This window comes from Candidatus Terasakiella magnetica (assembly GCF_900093605.1).
Classification (GTDB): domain Bacteria; phylum Pseudomonadota; class Alphaproteobacteria; order Rhodospirillales; family Terasakiellaceae; genus Terasakiella; species Terasakiella magnetica.
This window is the reverse complement of record NZ_FLYE01000023.1, coordinates 246,428-265,617: the sequence shown is the minus strand read 5'-3', so window position 1 is coordinate 265,617 and position 19,190 is coordinate 246,428. Positions and strand designations below refer to the sequence as shown.

Below are 19,190 nucleotides of genomic sequence, written 5' to 3'. Positions count from 1 at the left end.
AAGACCTATGTATATATAACGCGCCAAATCCAGACACTCAGCATATGGAGATGGCCGTGACTATTAAAGAAGCTTTGACCTTCGACGACGTACTGCTCGTACCAGCAGAATCAGACGTCCTTCCTGCGACAGCAAATACATCCACAAACCTGACCAAAGGCATTGAACTGGGCATTCCCCTTGTTTCTGCAGCTATGGATACGGTGACAGAAAGCAACATGGCTATTGCCATGGCGCAATTTGGTGGCATTGGTGTCATCCATAAGAATCTGGATATTGCTGAGCAAGCTTCAGAAGTTCGTAAGGTTAAGAAATTTGAATCCGGCATGGTCGCAGACCCGTTGACCTTCCCGCCAGATGCAACTTTGGCTGAAGTCCTTCGCAAAAAAGAAGAAGTTAAATTTTCCGGCTTCCCCGTTGTAGAACGTGGTTCTGGTAAATTGGTCGGTATCATCACAAACCGCGACATGCGCTTTGCTGAAAACCCGAACCAGCCCATTTCTGAACTCATGACCAAAGACAACTTAGTCACTGTTCCTGAAGGTGTATCTGGTGAAGAAGCCAAGCGCCTGCTCCACCAAGCACGCGTTGAAAAGCTGCTTGTTGTTGATGATAAATATCGCTGTATCGGCCTGATCACGGTTCAAGATATCGATAAGGCTGAAACACACCCTAATGCCTGTAAGGATGACCATGGTCGCCTGCGCGTGGCAGCCGCCACTGGCACAGGTGATAACGGTTGGGAGCGTTCTGTCGCCCTGATTGATGCGGGTGTTGATGTGTTGGTGGTCGATACCGCCCACGGTCATTCGCGCGGTGTAATTGATCAGGTTGCCCAAATTAAAAAGCACCATTCAAACGTACAAGTCATCGGTGGTAACATTGCCACAGGTGCCGCAGCAAAAGCCCTGATTGATGCAGGTGCGGATGCGGTTAAAGTGGGTATTGGTCCGGGCTCCATCTGTACTACACGTATTGTTGCCGGTGTGGGTGTACCTCAACTCACTGCCATCATGAATGCTTGTGAAGAAGCCGATAAACAAGGCGTTCCGGTCATTGCCGATGGTGGTATTAAACATTCAGGTGATATTGCCAAGGCCATCGCCGCAGGTGGTTCTTGTGTCATGGTTGGCTCTATGCTGGCGGGTACACATGAAGCCCCGGGTGAAGTCTTCCTATACCAAGGACGTTCTTATAAGTCTTATCGTGGCATGGGCTCTATGGGCGCCATGGCACGTGGATCAGCCGATCGTTATTTCCAAGCTGATGTCAAAGACGATATGAAGTTTGTGCCAGAAGGCATTGAAGGCCGTGTTCCTTATAAAGGTGAGGCTTCTGCCATCGTTCACCAAATGGTTGGCGGCTTGCGCTCTTCCATGGGTTATACGGGTAATGGCACCATTGCTGAGATGCGCAAAAATTGCGAGTTTAACCGCATTACCAATGCCGGTCTTCGCGAAAGCCATGTTCACGATGTAACCATCACACGTGAAGCACCAAACTATAGCGGTACCAAATAACCAAATTGTGCTCCTGTGAAAGCAGGAGCCATTTTCTCTTTTCTCCTCACATAGGCCCCTGCTTTTTTTGCGAGGGAAAAAATCATGAAACCAGCAGCGCGCCTCCAATCGGTTATTGAACTCCTTGAAGCAGTCTTTGAAGGCAAACGCCCGGCAGATGCACTGAGCACGGATTATTTCAAAGCCAGACGATATGCCGGATCAAAAGACCGTCGTTTTATCAATACGCGTCTGTATGAGACTTTGCGCAATCGTGCCAAACTTGGCTGGCTGGCTGAACAAGTTTCACTTGAAGCAACCCCGCGCACACTCGTGCTGATTGATGCCGCCCTTAAAGAAGAAGATGTTCAAAGTCTTTTTACTGGGGATCAATATGCGCCAGAGGCCTTAAGCGCCCAAGAAATCGGCACATTGGCGCTTTTATCTGACCATGATGTCACAAACGCACCCGATCCTATTCGATTTGAATATCCCGAGTGGCTGGATAAAGACTTAAGAGAGTCCCTTGGTGAGCATTTTGAAGAGGTGATCAACGCTCTTAACCAAGAAGCCCCGCTTGATATACGCATCAATGCCCTTCACCCCGATAAGGCAAAAGCCGTTGAAATCCTAAAAGCACAGAATATTGAGGCTGAACCAACGCCCTATTCTCCTTGGGGTTTGCGCAGTGCGAAAAAGGTCAAGCTGGGCGGGATTAAAGCCTATAAAGAGGGGCTGATTGATATTCAGGATGAAGGCTCACAACTGATTTCCCTGCTCACCCAGCCTAAAGACTGTGAATTGGTCATGGATTTTTGCGCAGGGGCTGGTGGTAAAACACTTGCCATGGCAGCAGAGATGGAAAATAAAGGCGCCCTTTACGCCTTGGATATCTCCCCCACCCGCCTTTATAAAATGCGCCCGCGTCTTGAACGTGCCAAGGTGAGCAATGTGCACCTTCACCCCATCAAGGCAGAAAATGATCCATGGCTTAAGCAATTTGAAACCCGCCTTGATCGCGTATTAATTGACGCGCCATGCTCCGGTGTTGGTTCATGGCGTCGTGCGCCTGAAAGCCGCTGGAAAATGACTTCTGAATTGTTGGAAGACCTGATCGGGCGTCAAGAACGTATCCTTGATAGCAGCGCCCATCTGGTGCGCCCGGGTGGCTATGTGGTTTATGCAACTTGTTCGTTGCTCAAACGCGAAAATGAAGACCAGATTGCCAAGTTCCTCACCAGTCATGACAATTATACCGTCCTGCCTGTTAGCGAAGCTTGGGCTGATCTTTTTGATACAGAATGTCCGTTTGAGGGTGAGTTTATGCAAATGCGCCCCGACCTGCACAAAAGTGATGGGTTCTTCTGCGCAATCTTGCAACGCCAAAGCTAAACCCGGCCTGTTTTAAATGGATTTCCTCGCCCTTGATACGCTCGGCATGCTTTTTTGCATTGGGCTCATCGCGGGATGGGTCGACTCCATTGCAGGCGGCGGCGGGCTCATTGCGCTGCCTGCACTTTTAAGTGTGGGGCTTAGCCCTGTGCAAGCTTTAGCCACCAATAAGCTTCAAGGCAGTTTTGGCACGTTTGCAGCCACGGCCAATTTCATCAAAAAGGGCCATCTTAAAATCAATGATGTTTGGCCTATGATTATGCTGACCTTCATTGGCTCTGCCAGTGGGACCTTATTGGTCCAACGCCTTGATGCCAGCATTTTGGTTGATATCATTCCCTTTTTATTATTGGCTGTGGGGCTTTACTTCCTTGCCAAGCCTAAAATCGGGTTAGAGGATCAAAAACAACGCGTGGGCCTGTGGGGTTTTTCCTTCATCGCAGGCTTCACCTTGGGCTTTTATGATGGTTTCTTTGGCCCGGGCACAGGCTCCTTCTTTGCCGTTGCCTTCATCACCTTGATGGGGTTTAACCTGCTTAAGGCCACTGCTCATACCAAAATTCTTAACTTCACCAGTAACATTGCCTCCCTCCTCTTCTTTATTTTGGGCGGGCAAGTCATCTGGGTGGTGGGATTGATCATGGCCATGGGGCAAATGATTGGCGGCTATGTCGGGGCACATATGAGCATGAAGCACGGTTCTAAAATCATTCGCCCCTTACTGGTCATCATCTGCTTTGCCATGACGGGAAAGCTTGTCTTAGATACGCCAGACCATATCATCCGCCAATGGATCAGCTTGGTCTTTTAAGCCTGCTTATTGAGGATCGAGAGGCTCTTGCGGCGCAGATACTCTTTATGCTGATTATCATTAAGCATATTATCTAACTCTTTATGAGCAGCCTGCAAAATCTCATCCGATAAGGCGCTATCCTTGGTCGCACGTGCCAATGTCACGGTCCCCACCATCATGGATAAGGCAGCGAGACTTTGCTTTGATTGCTTATCCCCTGTAATCCAACTGCTAAAACGCTGTACTAAACCTGAAATCACCGTTTTGGGTGCCTCCCCCAAACGCGCGCTTTCCTGTGTAAGGGCTGTTAAAGGGCAGCCAGATTCTGGGTGGTCGCGATGCTCAACCGATAAATAGAAATCAATAATGCGCTTTCTTTTCTCATCAAGGGAGTTCACCCCCTCTTCGTCCATTTCCTCCATCAAGCCTTGGGCTATATCCTGATCTAAGGCTTGAGAGAATAAATCATCCTTTGATTTAAAATGGGCATAAAAGCCCCCACGGGTCAGGCCAGCTTCCTGCATAACCTTATCGACGCTAGCGCCTTGATAGCCCAATGATTTCCAAAGTTTTCGCGCTGCTGCGATAATGCGATCGCGCGTTTTTTCCTTATGACCTTCTGGATAACCCATCTTTTCCACCCGTAAATATGACATTTAACATATAATGTTATATGATATTTATCATATTAAGGGAAGCGTTTTTTATACCCGCAAGAGCCATATGACTATTGTGGGGTTTGCGCGCTTGTTGTATGTTGCGCCCCTCTTTCAAGACCATAAATATGGTGGCCACATGACCGATCGCATTCTTATTATCGACTTCGGATCTCAGGTAACCCAGCTCATTGCACGTCGTGTACGTGAAAGCGGTGTTTATTCTGAAATTCACCCCTTCAACCTTGTGACAGACGAACTTCTGGATGAATACGCGCCTAAAGGCATTATTCTTTCTGGTGGTCCGGCTTCTGTAACATGGGAAGAATCACCACGCGCACCCAAAAAAGTATTTGAGATGGGCATTCCGGTTCTGGGCATTTGTTATGGTCAGCAGACCATGATGCAACAGCTTGGCGGCTTGGTTGAAACATCAGAACATCACGAATTTGGTCGTGCCTTTGTTGATGTAAACAAAGAATGCGCAATTTTCAAAGGTGTCTGGGAAGTCGGTGCTAAAGAACAAGTCTGGATGAGCCATGGTGACCGTGTAACCAAACTGGCCCCAGGCTTTAATGTGGTTGCCACTTCAGAAGGTGCGCCTTATGCGGCTGTCGCCAATGAAGAAAAGCAATTTTACGCCGTTCAGTTCCACCCAGAAGTGGTTCATACCCCACATGGCGCACAACTGATTGAAAACTTCACCCATGCGGTTTGTGGCTGTTCAGGTGACTGGACCATGGCCGCCTTTAAAGAGCAAGCCATTGAAGCGGTTCGCAAACAGGTCGGTGACAAAAAAGTCATCTGCGGCCTTTCTGGTGGTGTGGATAGCTCGGTTGTTGCGGTCCTTCTTCACGAAGCCATTGGCGAGCAATTAACCTGTGTGTTTGTAGACACAGGCTTTATGCGCCAAGGCGAGGCTGAAGAAGTTGTGACATTGTTCCGTGATCATTACAACATCAAGCTGGTTCACAAAGATGCCTCCGCGCAATTCTTTGACGCCCTTGGTGATGAATATGACCCAGAGAAAAAACGCAAAACCATTGGTGGCCTGTTCATTGATGTATTTGAAGCTGAAGCAAAAGCCATTGGCGGGGCAGACTTCCTTGCCCAAGGTACACTGTATCCAGATGTGATTGAGTCTGTTTCCTTTGTTGGTGGCCCCTCTGTAACCATCAAATCACACCATAACGTGGGCGGCTTGCCTGAACGTATGGATATGAAACTGGTGGAACCGCTTCGTGAACTGTTTAAAGATGAAGTGCGTGAACTGGGTAAAGAACTCGGCCTGCCGGAAAAATTTGTCGGTCGCCACCCCTTCCCCGGCCCCGGCCTTGCCATTCGCATTCCCGGCCAGCCCTTATCAGCTGAGCTGTGTGATATCCTGCGCAAAGCCGATGCGATCTATTTGGAAGAAATCCGCAATGCAGGCCTATATGATGCCATCTGGCAAGCCTTTGCGGTTCTCTTGCCTGTGCGCACCGTTGGTGTGATGGGTGATGCACGCACCTATGAATTTGTCTGTGCCTTGCGCGCTGTGACCTCAACAGACGGCATGACGGCTGATTACTATCACTTTGACCATGAATTCCTTGCACGCGTTTCCAACCGCATCATCAACGAAGTCCGCGGCATCAACCGCGTCGTTTATGACTGCACAAGTAAACCACCCGGGACCATTGAGTGGGAATAAAATTTTTAAAAGGGTTGGCTTTAAGTCAGCCCTTTTTTTAATTTAATCCCATAGTCCCAATAGTTACCAAATGGGGATTTCTTGTCCATTTGATCAGCTTTAGAATGCTGTACATTATGTAATTTCACAAAACTGCATTTGTTTAAGTGGCTATGGATACTCATTCTGTCAAACTCGTTCTTGGTGAAAGTAATATTTCAACCCGTCATGCCTTTGTTTCCATGCTTAGGCAGAAAGGCTTCAGTGACATCAATCACGCAGCTAATTTCACTGCCTTACAAAACATCCTCAAGAGTAGTTCGGTTGACTTGCTGGTTTGTGATACGAATTTAGAAGCGGGATGCCTCAGTCAGTTAATTAGTGATATCCGACAAGATAAAATTGGCAAGAATCCTTTTATGGTTATCATCGGCCTTGTCACAAAGGCTGAGAGTGGCATCATTCGCTCTCTCGTCAATGCTGGGATTGATGATATTTTGATTAAGCCTGTCAGTGGTTTAAACCTTGAAAAACATCTACATATGCTTGCCCATCATCGAAAAAAGTTTCTCGCAACAGAAAACTATTTTGGGCCAGATCGGCGCAAAGATACACGAGCAGATCAGAAATCACATGTCGGCACCTTTGTTGTTCCCAACCCTTTGGATCAAGCCGGTATCAAAGTAACACCCTTTCAAGTTAAGCAGCAGATTGAAAAAACCAAGAAAATGGTCAATGACCAATTCATTGAACGTTATGCTGCTGAACTTGAGCTCAGCACAGGCCATCTGGAACTTTTACAATCCAATAAGAAAATGGACGAGATCCCCCTCACCTTAAATAAAATCGCCCGCGCTTCTATGGTACTCAGGTCAAAACTTGGCATGTCTGGTTTTACCCAAGCCATCAACCTGTGCTCAGACCTTCTGCAACTTTCCACAGATGTGAAAGCCCGCTCAGAACAGTTCTCCCAAGAAAATGTTCATGAAATCAGGCAAGTAAATCATAAAATACAAAACATCATCTTCCCTGTAAGCAAACCACAGGAAAAACCAACTCGTCCCACCCCAATGCCCGTCAAAAAGAAAAAAACTTCGCCAGCGGTTACACATAATGAAGCTGTACCTGATGTTGCTTCACAAGAAGAACTGCTTAAACATTTAAAAAAACATGCTTAATGAGTGTGCTCAACCTTTTCAAACCCTCAAATAAGTATATTGCCATATAGCATCCACATACTGAATTTGCTATGCTGCCTCAAAAGGATAGAGCATGAATAGATTGCATGAGCAAAACATGTGATGTGTTCTCATATAAAAAGAAATATAAATGGGTAATCGGCTTCTTTTCATTATTTTGGCAATCGGCATCATCGCTGTGGGTGGTACATGGTTGATTGTTCAAAAAAGCACGGAGACAATCCTGCAAGAACAGGCGCGTTCTGAAAGCCTGCATTGGGCGCAGTTTGTCCAGCGTGACCTTACTGATTTACCTCGTTTGCTTTATGGTGCCCCACCAACCATTGAAGATATGCGCACCCTTGGCACAGCCAAAAATGTAGGCAATGTTTATAGCTTTCAAATTTATGCCGATGATGCCACGGTTGTCTGGTCTGGTGATTATCAAAAGATCGGTGATGAAAACCGCGAAGACTATTTCATTGCCAAGGTCATGCGTGGCCAAAAACATGTTCGCATCCTACGTTTAGAACATGAAAACCGCGTTATTGCCGATGCTTTCTTGCCCATTATGAAAGATGGTAATTTCCTTGGGGCGATTGAGGTCTCACTTGACCTGACCCATCTTGCACAAGATACCCAACGAATGGCTGTTACCTTAACCAGTGGCATCGCCTCGCTCTTTGTTATTCTTCTCCTCATTACCTCGCTCATTGCACGCTATGAAATTGGTAAAGAAAGAAAACTAAAAGCCAAAGCCTTGCAAGCTGCCAAAGCACGTAACGATTTTATTGCCTTGGTCTCACATGAACTACGCACGCCTTTAAACGGCATCCTTGGTGCACTTGGCCTTGTCAGTGAAAGTAAAAATGAAGATGAAAAAACACAACTGACGCAAACCGCCATTCACTCAACTGAACATCTCATTGATATTATCAATGATATTATCGATTTCACACAAGCCACCGGACGACGTGAATCCCTTAATCCAGAGACCATTAATCTCAGCAATTTTGCCAGTGAGATTGAAATTATGTTCAAGGTTGATGCGACCAACAAAGGCTTGGACTATCACGTCAATCGTATCTTTACGGAAGGCTGTCATGGTGAGATTGACCTGAAAAAATTACGCCAGATCATGTTCAATCTGGTCAGTAATGCGGTTAAATTTACAGATAAGGGTAAAGTTGACGTTCATATGGAAGTGACCTCCAGCCCTGAGCGAAAACTTATTTGTCATATTAAAGATACAGGCCTTGGCCTGTCTCAAGAAGATCAGGCCGACATTTTTGAACGTTTCCATCAGGTGGATGACCCCATGTCGCGCCAACATGGCGGCATTGGCTTAGGGCTTAGCCTGTGCAAGGAATTTGCAGAATTAATGAATGGTTCCTTAAGTGTTCAAAGTGAGCTTGGCAAAGGCAGTACCTTTTACCTAGAACTCCCCTTCTCCACATCAGATGCAGAAGTTGAAAACAGCACAATCACCCCCCTACAAGACGTAGGGGCTCTCAATCTCCTTTTAACTGAAGATAATGCGATTAATCAGAAAGTCCTGATGACCATCCTTAAACATGCGGGTCACACTGTCACTATTGCGGAGAATGGGCAACGTTGCCTTGAGGTCACCCAAGATCAGCATTTTGATTTGATCTTGATGGATATCCAAATGCCATTAATGACAGGCGAAGAAGCGACCATTGCCATTCGCAATGGCACAGGCCCTAATAAAGACACACCCATTATTGCCATCAGTGCCAATATCATGCCGCAACAGCAGGAAAGCTACCTGAAGGCGGGCATGCAGGGCTGTCTTGCCAAGCCCATAAAACCGCAAGACTTACGCCAAGCGGTTTCTAGATATTATCAGGAATTTGGAACTCAATAAAATTAGTGAAGTACAGCGCTATGTGGGCGCTCACTAGTTTGGAGAACCTCTACTGCACGCGTGATGCGACGCCAGAGAACCTCGCCTTCCTGATTGCCCAAACGTTCAAATTCATCGCCACGGATGGCTGCATATAACGCAGCTTCATCACCAAATTTTTCGATAACCTGATTGGCTGTTTCGTAGATTTCAGTTTCAGTCTTCATAGGCTTCGCTTCGACCTCATAATATCACCGATGCTTACGGCTAGCTTGTCTTCAACAACCACAACCTCGCCTTCGGCAATTTTCTGGTCTGATGAAAAGACATCGATAGGGTCACCCACACCACGATCCAATTCCACAACCGCGCCACGGCCCAGTTTAAGGATTTGGCTCATCGGCATCACGGCCATACCGAGCACAGCACGAACACTAACTTCAACGTCATAAACAGCTTCTACACTGTCCCCAAGGCCCAAAGCATCGCCCAGCGTGCTAGGTGCAGCACTTTGTTGTGATGCTTTTTGCGCTTCTTCAGCCTCAATATCGGCTAAAGCAGCTGCCATATCGGGATCTTCATCCATAGAGGGAGCATTGTGGTCTTCTTCAAGTGCCGCCCCCCAATCTACGGAGAGATCATCATCGTCTTCGTCGTCCGCCATAAGCGCCTCTTAACTCTTACGCTTTAAAAATCGGGAAAATCCCCTCTCCCGACTCTGCCTAGTAAAGACCAAAAAGGTTAACAAAAAGTCTAACTTTTGATCTTTTCACTATATTTATCCAGTGATTGTGAAAGTTTATCACAATTATCACGCATCTTCACCAAATTGGGACAGACTTCTTCAATAAACTCATCTTGATGGCTCAATTGGGCCAAATCACGCATCCCGTTAATATGACGATTGATCGATTGAATATGCCCTTCAAACGTATGACGTTGATCTTCATATGCACGATGGGTATCACGCAAGTTGCTCATTAAAATCTGCAAAAGCGTTTTGACAAACTTGTCACTTTTTTCAATACGTTCTTCCAGTGCCTTGGGTGAGACCACAATCAATGTTGAATCCATTGTTGCCTTGGCTGAGGCCATACGCCTGCGCCCATCTAGCACAGCTATTTCACCAAAAATCTCACCGGGATGAAGAACAGACAACTCAATATCATTGCCCTCGATATTCTTATAAACGGTGATTTCACCAGTTTCGACAATATAAGCAAAGTCGCCTGTTTCACCTTCATTAAACAGGCGACGTCCTTTTCTCACCTTGCGGCGTTCAAACTGGTCTTGAGAGTTCTGAACCATTATGTCCCCTTTAGAGACATTCAGCGAAACGCACAGCTTCACCTTGCGGGTCACCAATCAACTGGTCTTCATGCATCACCACATTACCACGCACAATGGTGGAAATCGGCCAGCCTTTGACCTTCATCCCGTCATAAGGGGTCCAGCCACAACGAGACGCAATCCATTTATCGGTGATGGTGCGCTCTGCATTCATATCCACAATGGTGAAATCCGCATCATAACCTTTGGCCATGCGCCCTTTTGAAGCCACATTGTAAATACGACACGGCCCTGCACTTGTCAGATCAACAAAACGCTCAAGGCTTAGGCGGCCTTCATTAACATGGTTGAGCATAACAGGCACCAATGTCTGCACCCCTGTCATGCCTGACGGGCTTTGGGGGTAAGGTGCTGATTTTTCTTCCAATGTATGAGGTGCGTGATCAGAGCCGATACAATCAACCACACCTTGGTTCACCGCTTTCCACAAGGCATCCACATGATGCTGTGCGCGAATAGGTGGGTTCATCTGCGCTTTGGTGCCGATTTTTTCATACCATTCATCGTTCAGCGTTAAATGTTGTGGTGTACATTCTACCGTCGCAATGTCTTTATATTCAGGCAGCACTTCCATTTCATCAGCTGTGGTGACATGCAAGACATGCACACGGCGCTTCACACCCTTGGCAATTTTCAACAGGCGCTTGGTTGCGCGCACAGCTGTTTCAGCATCGCGCCACTGTGCATGCATTTTCACAGGGGCGCCGTCTTTAACCAGCGCAAAACGTTCTTCAAGACGGTCTTCATCTTCACAATGGACCGCCACACGGCGCTGACCAGAAGCCAGCACACTTGCAAGCGTTGCATCATCTTTAACCAGCAGGCTACCAGTGGAGCTGCCCATAAAGATTTTTACGCCAGATACGCCTTGCTGGCGCTCAAGCTCTGGCAATTTTTCTGCATTTTCAGCCGCAGCCCCAATGAAAAAGGCAATATCGGTCCAAACACGGTCTTTGGCACGGCGACATTTATCCGCCATATCTTGGGCTGTGATGGTGGATGGCTTGGTGTTTGGCATTTCAAAAACCGCTGTCACCCCCCCAAGGGCCGCACCCGCCGTACCTGTTGCCAAATCTTCTTTATGTTCAAGGCCGGGTTCGCGAAAATGGACTTGGCTGTCAATCACACCCGGCAATACATGAAGGCCCGTTACATCCATCACCTGTTCAGCTTTGGAAACATCAATATCGCCAAGTTCTGCAATTTTACCGTCTTTGATGGCTACATCTGTTTTGATGATACCAGCAAGCGTCGCACAAGTGCCGCCTTTAAGGATCATATCGTACATGTGGTGTCTCCTTGCTTATTTAAGAGATAAGGCGTCAAACACGTCGCCATCTGATTTTAATTCAAGTATATGACGTTGATGCCAAAGTGCATAGAACAACAACGTCCAAGCCGCAAAACCTTCTTCTTTACCCTCAGTGGTGAAAAGACGGATCACAGCATTTTTATCACAAAATTCCGCAACACCGGGCTGATACGCCACCAATGGGCCAAGCTGCGCCCCATGACTTGCAATCCAATGCCCAACAGGCACGGTAAAGCCGCGTTTTTTTGAAAAAGGCTTGGCTTCGGGTAAACGTTTGTTCAGCCAGTGGCGCAACAGGTTTTTACCCAACTTATTGCTAATTTTCATATTATCAGGCAGATAGAACACAGCCTTTGCCACCTCTGGGTCCAAAAACGGTGTGCGTCCTTCTACCCCATTTGCCATCAGGCAACGGTCCAGTTTAATCAATAGATCGTGCGGTAACCAGTCAATCAGGTCAATCCCTTGGGCGCGTTGCAGACGGGAAAAACCAAATTTTTTGACGTAATGTTCCGCCTTCTCAATACCTTTATGCCAATCTTTCCCAATATCTTTTGAAAAGACACCCAGCCCATCAAAGGTGCCTGTGCCACGAATGGTTTTGCGCAAGGGCCAAGGGCGACAATAGGCACGATAACGCCCGTATCCGCCCATAAGTTCATCCGCACCTTCACCAGAAAGCACTACTTTCACATCTTTTCTGGCTTCACGTGCAAGCTTGAAAGTGGGCAGTACGGCATAATCAGCCACCGGATCATCAATCGCTTCTGCAATGCGCGGCAACAGCTTAAGAAAATCATTTTCATCAAACTCAACCTCGGTATGATCCGCGCCCACTTTTTGTGCCAGCATGCGCGCATGTTCGCGCTCATCCGGCACATCAGTGCCACTAAAGCCTGCGGTATAGGCTTTGATCGGATTATCATTAAGCTCTGCCATCAAAGACAGCAGGCAAGATGAGTCAATACCACCGGATAAAAACAAACCATATGGCACGTCTGATCGTTGATGGACCTTCACACTATCAATTAAGGCCTCTTCCATCTTTTTCATGGCTTGGCCTTCAGAGATGGACTTTGGCCCACCTGCATCAAGGGCCAGCTTCATGTGATGTTCCACCACAAGACCGCGTTCCACCACCAGCGTTTCACCGGGCAAGACGCGCTTAATCCCTTTATAAATGGTGTTACGCCCCGTTGAAAACTGAAGCTGCATAAAGGCATTGCGCGCTTCTTCACGCACCTTGGGCTTAACCAAACCCGCCCCAATCAGGGCCTGAGGTTCTGAGGCAAAGGCAAAACCGCGTTGGGTTTCTGCATAATAAAGCGGCTTAATGCCAAAGGGATCCCGGCTTAGGACCAGACGACCACGTTCTTTATCATAAATGGAAATGGCAAACATGCCGCGCAGATCATCCACAAAAGCCAAGCCTTTGCGCCCATAAAGATGAAGCGGGGGTTCGCAATCAGAAGCGGTTTTCATTTCCAGATCAGGCAGTTCTGCGCGCAATTCAACGAAGTTATAAACCTCGCCATTGGCACTTAACACATTGCCCTTCTCATCAATGATAGGCTGTTGCCCTGTCTCTAAGTCAATGATGGCAAGACGAGTCTGCACCATGGCGACATTTTTTTCACGAAAACGTCCCTGACCATCCGGACCACGATGGGCAAGACAGCGCGCAAACGCATCCAGCACCTCATCACTTGGCGAGGTGCCATCAATCGTCATAAAACCTGCAATGCCACACATGTTCGTCTACCCTGTCTTGTCGTCCTTGCGACTAAGCTACATCCTGAGTGATTTTTTCAAAGAATTCCAGATACTTCTGCACCACGACTTCTTCGGTAAAATCACGCTGATAGCTTTCCCAACCCCGTGTTGCCAGCTTATAGGCAAAGTCCTGATCGCTAAAGACCCATTTAATGGCATCACCCATTGCTTTATCATTATCAACCGGACACAGAACACCGTTTTCACCATGTTCAATCAATGTCCCCGGCCCCAGACTATCAGCTGCAATCACCGGACGTCCTTGCGCCCAGCCTTCAAGCACTACATTGCCCAAAGGTTCATGACGTGAGGGACAGATATAAACATCACTGGCAGCAAATAAAGAGGCCGTATCTTCACGCCAGCCTAAAAACCGCACACGCGGGCGAATACCCAATTCTTCAGCCTGTAATTCCAGCTCACGACGAAGCGGGCCTTCACCAGCCAGCCACAGATAAACACCGGGTACACGCGCCAAAGCTTTAAGGAGCGTATCAAACGCTTTATTTTCATGAAGGCGGCCTAAAGACAGCAACAAGGGTGCATCTTCCGGTGTGGAAAGTTCCATGCGCGAAGCTGGTTCAGCCCGTGTTGCAGTCACAAAATTCGGCAGATAATGTGCGCGTTCTGCCGGCCAGCCTTCTTTCACCAGATAATCAACAATATCCTGTGTATTGCCCACCAGATGGTCACAATCTCGATAATATTTCAGATCGTAATAACCGCCAAGACGGGCAACTTTTACAAATTTGCCTTTCCCTGCGGGTGTTTTTTTGGTTGCGCGGTTCATCCATGTCAAAACCACATCGGGATTAAAGTTTTTAATCTCGCGGCGCAAGGTCATGCCTGTGCGCACATCCAAAGCCCCGCCAAATGACAGTTGCAATGGTTCCACCTGACCCGCACGCAATGCACGTGCGCGGGCTGGGTTTTCGCGAATAATAACACGTTGTTCCACATCCGTTTTTTGCAAGGCCACTGCAAGACGGGTAAAAAAGGCTTCTGCCCCGCCAAATTCTGCACCTGCCATTGTTTGCAAGATACGCATTAAATTAATTCCTCAAAAGCAGCACATGCTTGTTCCCAGCCCCAACTACGTTGGGTCTTCAGGCAATTTTTATGCTGTTCAAACCAGTGTTCATCATCATTTAAAAGCTTGATCGCCCCCTGACTGAAGGTCTCATCATCTTTTGCCACGGTCCCTGTTTTTCCATCCACAACACGTTCATACATAGAGCCATAATCCTGCACAACCGTTGGCGTGCCCAAGGCTTGGGCTTCTGCCACTGCCAGACAGAATGTCTCATTAATATCCCCGCGAAAGGTCATGATGCGTGCTTGTTGTAATTCTTCAATAAGTTCCTGCTTGGTCGCAGGGCCGCGCAACACAATGCCTTGGTCTGCCATGGCTTTTGCGCGTTTAAAGATTTCATCCATCAAGGCTGCTTTTTCAGCGCCAACCGCACCATAAACCGCAGGCCCGCCAAAAACATGAAGCTCGGCCTTGGGTGAGGCTGGGCGGATTTCTTGCTCCCAACGGTCTAACAACCAGTTAAGGCTGCGCAGCGGGTTTGAGGTAAAGACCGCACGTGGGGCAGGCGCTTGGCTGCGTACAGTTGCATGGCGGAAAATCTCAGGAATACCGTATGGGATGACGCGACGCCCGCCATCTGGCACCCAGCTTGGCAAAGTCGTTGCGTGATATTCCCCAATAAATACGATTGTGGGGCGCACTTTCCAGAATTTCTTTAGATAGCGCCACTTGACCATATACTTACACGGATTATGCGTCCAAAAGACCGTCTTTTTGGCCTTGGGCATCAAATCAATCAGCTTATCCCCGCGATTGGCGATATAAAGATCAGCCTCTTCAGGTAAGCCCTGTTCAATGGGTGCCCAATCAACCCCTTTATAGACCATGGCCTCTTTGCACTTATTGCGCACGATCACTTCATGACCGCGTTTGGCGAATTCTTCCATCATCATGATGACAGAAGATTCAACTCCGCCTAATGCGCGTTGTTCCAACGTTTTACCGTCAAATTCAATTCCATCGTCTGCAAAAACGATCTTGGCCATTTATTCTTTTTCCAATGTGGCTTTAAGGTAGGAGAGCAAGGGATAAAGCCCTGCAAATAAGGCAACAAGGAAGCCGTAGCCGCCCTCACGATAGCCTTTGCGTGACACATAGCATTTAAAGAAGCGGGAAAACAAGCGTCTTAAGTTATTTGCAAAACTTCCCGCCTTCCCACTTTCGCGCAAATCCATGGCGCGCGCGCTTGAATAGCTATCTAAACGCCGGATCATGTCTGAGATATTGCGATCTACAAAATGCTTGATACGCCCCTTTAACATAGGCCCTTTTTGACCTGACCATTTAAGGGATGGATGCAGCCGTTCAGGCCCCCATTCTTTAACACCTTTTTTAAACAGACCGGGATAAGCCGCTTTACCAAAAGACGCCCCCCAACCATGGCGCACCAAACGCTCACCAATATAATTATCGACCAACACTTCATGCCAATCAAAGCTGGTTGTCTCGATAGTCGTTCGAATTTCTTTTGCCAGTTCCGGTGTCATATGCTCATCAGCATCAATTTCAAACACCCAGTCGCCTGTGCAATATGAAATGGCTGTGTTGCGCCGCTCACCTTCCAGCTTCCATGCCCCGACAAAGACTTTATCGGTGAATTTTCTGGCAATTTCTTCGGTGCCATCACTGCATTTATCACAGACCACAACGATCTCATCTGAAAAACTGAGTGTTTCCAAGCAGCTTGCCAGACGGTCTTCTTCATTATGGGCGGTGATCAGGGCGGAAAGTTTTGGCATTTAAAGCAAAGCCTCAAACTCAGCGGCGGCTAATTCCCAAGTCTGGCTGCGTTGCATCATGCGCGCATCGCGGCTCATATTTTCACGCGAAGCTGATTTGGTCAGTAAATGCACGGTGACATTTGCCATCGATTCAACATCTGGCACCAAGAAACCTGTTTGCCCATTTTTCACACGCTCAGAACAAGCCCCAACAGGGCGTGCCACACACGGCAGGCCAATGGCTTGGGTTTCTGCCAAGGTGGAACAATACATTTCTGTTTCCACACCCGGATAAATATGAACAGCGGCATTGCGATACGCCAAGGCCATTTCAAGGTCTGAGCCGGGTTTATGAACAATCACGCCATGTTCATGGGCTTTTTGCACCTTATCAAAAACAGGGCGCAGTTTATCAGGTACATTACCGCTATTTTGCGCCTTATAAAGACCGGCTGAATAGATATGAAGCGTGGCCTGACTGCCCACCTGCTTGATGATATTATCACACCACAGATCGATCATTTCTTCCATCCCATGTAACGGATTGGTCGTCATAATCGCGCGCGGTGGTTTTACCGGATCACATTCAGCCTCGGTCAGATATTCACGGCGCACACCCGGTGTGACAATGCCTTTGCGGAAATATTTCCAAGGTTCCCACGTTCTAAAGTGCGTATCGCCCATAAAGACAACGATGGGATTGTGTTTTTCCATCAAGGCCTGATAGCGCGGCTTATTGAGAATTTTTGCAGGTGTTGCCAACCAAAGGAGTTTTTTCTCCACATCAGGGAATTCATCCAGCAATTGTGGTTTTTTCACACAAATCACAACATCGGTTTCTGGCGGGCGCGGCCCATCAAAAGGCACCCATGACACACCATCAATCATCGTGCCCTGTTCAATCCGGTTGACCACACACACATCATGCCCGCGTTTTGCCAAGGCTGGTGCCAATGAGGCAACGGCTTTTTCCGTCCCGCCCAAGGGCTGGGTCATTGGGCTATTGCCGTCATATGGGATGGAATCGTCGATGATTGTAATATGCATGGTTCCCCACAAAATTAATTTTCTTGCCTGCTGTTATAAGGTGATTTTTCCCTTCTGCAAAGAGAAGAGCCTTGCGAAAATGATCTAAATACCCCACTTTCATAAAAAATCTGAATATTCTGATGATGGAAGTGAAATTCATGCCCTTAAAATATAGTGTTTTGCCTAATCGCGGTGTCTTGAAAATTTCCGGTGAAGACCGTGTTGATTTTCTCCAAGGGCTTATTTCCAACGATGTAACAAAAGCCACGGACACCACGGGCATTTATGCAGCCTTTCTCACCCCACAAGGTAAGTTCTTATGTGACTTTTTCATTTTAGCCTCACAGAACGATGAGTGCTTGCTCATTGATATGGCAGCCGATGCCCTGCCCGCTTTTAAGAAAAAGCTCACCATGTATAAGCTGCGTGCTGATGTGAAGATCGAAGACATTTCTGAAGGTTATGATATCTTGGCCGCCTTTGGCGATAAGATTAAGCTTATCCCCGGCATATATCAAGACCCCCGATTAGAAGAAGCAGGCTATCGCCTTTTCACAGCCAAGGGCCAGCCACTAGCAGATGCAGAAGAAGTTGATTTTGAAACATATGACCTTCACCGCATCAAGCTTGGCCTTGGTGATGGCGCGCGCGATATGATCGTTGAAAAATCCATCCTGCTTGAATATGGCTTTGATGAGCTTCATGGGGTGGATTGGGATAAGGGCTGCTATATGGGCCAAGAACTCACCGCACGCACCAAATACCGCGCCCTCATTAAAAAACGCCTTGTCCCTGTGGAAGTTGCGGGTGAGCTCCCTGAAAGTGGTACTGAAATCACAGCGGGTGATAAAACGGTTGGCGAAGTACGTTCCGGCACAGATAAAATGGCCCTTGCGTTACTGAAGGTCGATGCCCTGGACCAAGAATTAAACGCAAATGGCGCAATTCTTCGGGTCTGTTTACCCGATTGGTTTAGCTTGCAGGCCTAAGGGGCATCATACATGTGATAAAGTTGATTAAAGGCCAAATATTGCTTGTATTTTTGGTCTTAGAAAATACTTTATAGAGTATGAAAAGATCATTTTACATATTCTTGGCAGGCTTGGTGCTTTTACTAACACCTTCATATCTTGCACAGATAAAAGCTGCTACCACCCTTAATTTTTATGCCTCAGAAAATGGGTTGCGTCCATTTTACTGGATTGAGGATCATGTCCAAAAAGGCATTATTCCCGATATCTTTTCAAGCCTGCCAGAGTATGAGCTCAATTTTGTAGAAGCGCCGCGCAAACGCATTGATGCCTATATCAAAGATGCCCGTGTCGACTTGATCATGCTGCACCCAAACTATACAAAAGAGGATGACCTTTTAGAATTTGTCCCTCTCCAGTTTAGTCAGAAAAACACGCTTTTTGCCTTGCAGGAAAACAAGTCGAAGTTTGCCGCTTTAAACGGGGTTACAGGCACATCTGTTTGTGCACGTGATGGCTATATCTATATCAATATGGGAAAGCGTTGGGCAGAACAATCGCTTCGTCGCGAAAACCTGAAAAACAACATCAAGCTGTTACAGATGCTAAGCTTTAAACGCTGTGAGTTTGCAATTGGCAGCAGCCTAAGCATGAAGTATCTGCTTAAAGAGTATCGTTATGACAATATTGTGGAAACCGATATTCTGGTCAATGAAGTGCCGCGTTTCCTTGCTGTTTCTAAACGCCACCCGCTTTTAACCCACCTTTTATCCAAGCATCTTGAAGAGCTGAAAGCCTCAGGCAAGCTTGATCAAATCTTACAAAAATATGCCCCCTAGGGTCCTGCCCCTAAGACTGCTGTCCTAAAGGGCATTGTTCTAAGC

18 protein-coding genes are annotated in these 19,190 nt (G+C 47.3%); 8 read left to right on the top strand and 10 right to left on the bottom strand.

Translation table 11 applies throughout. From position 1 onward, the window contains the following. The first annotated feature begins 56 nt into the window (after window positions 1-56). The 3 genes from guaB (at window position 57) to MTBPR1_RS10505 (ending at window position 3,702) form a co-directional block, all read left to right on the top strand. Window positions 57-1,520 carry an IMP dehydrogenase gene (guaB, locus tag MTBPR1_RS10515; protein ID WP_126465168.1) on the top strand — a complete coding sequence of 488 codons (1,464 nt, stop codon included), beginning with the start codon at window positions 57-59 and terminating at the stop codon, window positions 1,518-1,520. Between the two features lie 84 nt (window positions 1,521-1,604). Beyond that, entirely contained in the window at window positions 1,605-2,891 is a 1,287-nt protein-coding gene (locus MTBPR1_RS10510) for an RsmB/NOP family class I SAM-dependent RNA methyltransferase (protein WP_069188962.1), read from the top strand. Window positions 2,892-2,907: 16 nt separating this feature from the next. Continuing rightward, window positions 2,908-3,702: a TSUP family transporter gene (locus tag MTBPR1_RS10505; protein WP_069188961.1), complete on the top strand. Its 795-nt coding sequence runs from the start codon at window positions 2,908-2,910 to the stop codon at window positions 3,700-3,702. On the opposite strand, the gene MTBPR1_RS10500 is transcribed toward MTBPR1_RS10505, so the two are convergent. After that, window positions 3,699-4,316 carry a TetR/AcrR family transcriptional regulator gene (locus tag MTBPR1_RS10500; protein WP_069188960.1) on the bottom strand — a complete coding sequence of 206 codons (618 nt, stop codon included), beginning with the start codon at window positions 4,314-4,316 and terminating at the stop codon, window positions 3,699-3,701. The two genes, MTBPR1_RS10505 and MTBPR1_RS10500, sit on opposite strands and share 4 nt — an antisense overlap. Window positions 4,317-4,479: 163 nt before the next feature. Between MTBPR1_RS10500 and guaA the strand changes: the two genes are divergently transcribed. From guaA to MTBPR1_RS10485, 3 genes are all read left to right on the top strand, one after another. Beyond that, on the top strand, window positions 4,480-6,033 hold the full coding sequence (gene guaA, locus MTBPR1_RS10495; protein WP_069189041.1) for a glutamine-hydrolyzing GMP synthase: 1,554 nt from the start codon (window positions 4,480-4,482) through the stop codon (window positions 6,031-6,033). A 152-nt stretch (window positions 6,034-6,185) separates the two neighbouring features. After that, entirely contained in the window at window positions 6,186-7,190 is a 1,005-nt protein-coding gene (locus MTBPR1_RS10490) for a response regulator (RefSeq protein ID WP_069188959.1), read from the top strand. 151 nt (window positions 7,191-7,341) lie between these two features. Continuing rightward, window positions 7,342-9,078: an ATP-binding protein gene (locus MTBPR1_RS10485; RefSeq protein WP_069188958.1), complete on the top strand. Its 1,737-nt coding sequence runs from the start codon at window positions 7,342-7,344 to the stop codon at window positions 9,076-9,078. Window positions 9,079-9,080: 2 nt separating this feature from the next. Here MTBPR1_RS10485 and MTBPR1_RS10480 read toward each other — a convergent pair whose 3' ends face one another. The 9 genes from MTBPR1_RS10480 to MTBPR1_RS10440 form a co-directional block, all read right to left on the bottom strand. After that, window positions 9,081-9,284, bottom strand: coding sequence for a hypothetical protein (locus MTBPR1_RS10480; protein WP_069188957.1), 204 nt, complete (start codon window positions 9,282-9,284; stop codon window positions 9,081-9,083). After that, complete coding sequence (locus MTBPR1_RS10475) at window positions 9,281-9,721, bottom strand: FliM/FliN family flagellar motor switch protein (RefSeq protein ID WP_240492881.1); 441 nt, start codon at window positions 9,719-9,721, stop codon at window positions 9,281-9,283. The genes MTBPR1_RS10480 and MTBPR1_RS10475 overlap by 4 nt, the downstream gene beginning before the upstream one ends. Before the next feature lie 89 nt (window positions 9,722-9,810). Then, window positions 9,811-10,365 carry a Crp/Fnr family transcriptional regulator gene (locus MTBPR1_RS10470; protein ID WP_069188956.1) on the bottom strand — a complete coding sequence of 185 codons (555 nt, stop codon included), beginning with the start codon at window positions 10,363-10,365 and terminating at the stop codon, window positions 9,811-9,813. A gap of 10 nt (window positions 10,366-10,375) precedes the next feature. After that, window positions 10,376-11,695, bottom strand: coding sequence for a dihydroorotase (locus MTBPR1_RS10465; RefSeq protein WP_069188955.1), 1,320 nt, complete (start codon window positions 11,693-11,695; stop codon window positions 10,376-10,378). 15 nt (window positions 11,696-11,710) lie between these two features. Further along, window positions 11,711-13,471, bottom strand: a complete 1,761-nt coding sequence (asnB, locus tag MTBPR1_RS10460; protein ID WP_069188954.1) for an asparagine synthase (glutamine-hydrolyzing) — start codon at window positions 13,469-13,471, stop codon at window positions 11,711-11,713. 31 nt (window positions 13,472-13,502) lie between these two features. Further along, the gene (locus MTBPR1_RS10455) at window positions 13,503-14,540 is read right to left on the bottom strand and encodes a glycosyltransferase (RefSeq protein ID WP_069188953.1); all 1,038 of its coding nucleotides are present in this window, start codon (window positions 14,538-14,540) and stop codon (window positions 13,503-13,505) included. Continuing rightward, a complete protein-coding gene (locus tag MTBPR1_RS10450) occupies window positions 14,540-15,571 on the bottom strand; it encodes a glycosyltransferase family 4 protein (protein ID WP_069188952.1) in 1,032 nt (343 codons plus the stop codon). The genes MTBPR1_RS10455 and MTBPR1_RS10450 overlap by 1 nt, the downstream gene beginning before the upstream one ends. Next, window positions 15,572-16,324 (bottom strand): glycosyltransferase family 2 protein, encoded by a 753-nt coding sequence (locus tag MTBPR1_RS10445; protein WP_069188951.1) that lies wholly within the window; start codon window positions 16,322-16,324, stop codon window positions 15,572-15,574. Beyond that, a complete protein-coding gene (locus MTBPR1_RS10440; RefSeq protein WP_069188950.1) occupies window positions 16,325-17,353 on the bottom strand; it encodes a glycosyltransferase in 1,029 nt (342 codons plus the stop codon). 140 nt (window positions 17,354-17,493) lie between these two features. On the opposite strand from MTBPR1_RS10440, the gene ygfZ reads away from it, so the two are divergent. Further along, window positions 17,494-18,324, top strand: coding sequence for a CAF17-like 4Fe-4S cluster assembly/insertion protein YgfZ (gene ygfZ, locus MTBPR1_RS10435; protein ID WP_069189039.1), 831 nt, complete (start codon window positions 17,494-17,496; stop codon window positions 18,322-18,324). A gap of 80 nt (window positions 18,325-18,404) precedes the next feature. Further along, window positions 18,405-19,145 (top strand): substrate-binding periplasmic protein, encoded by a 741-nt coding sequence (locus tag MTBPR1_RS10430; RefSeq protein WP_083223029.1) that lies wholly within the window; start codon window positions 18,405-18,407, stop codon window positions 19,143-19,145. Window positions 19,146-19,190 lie beyond the last annotated feature (45 nt).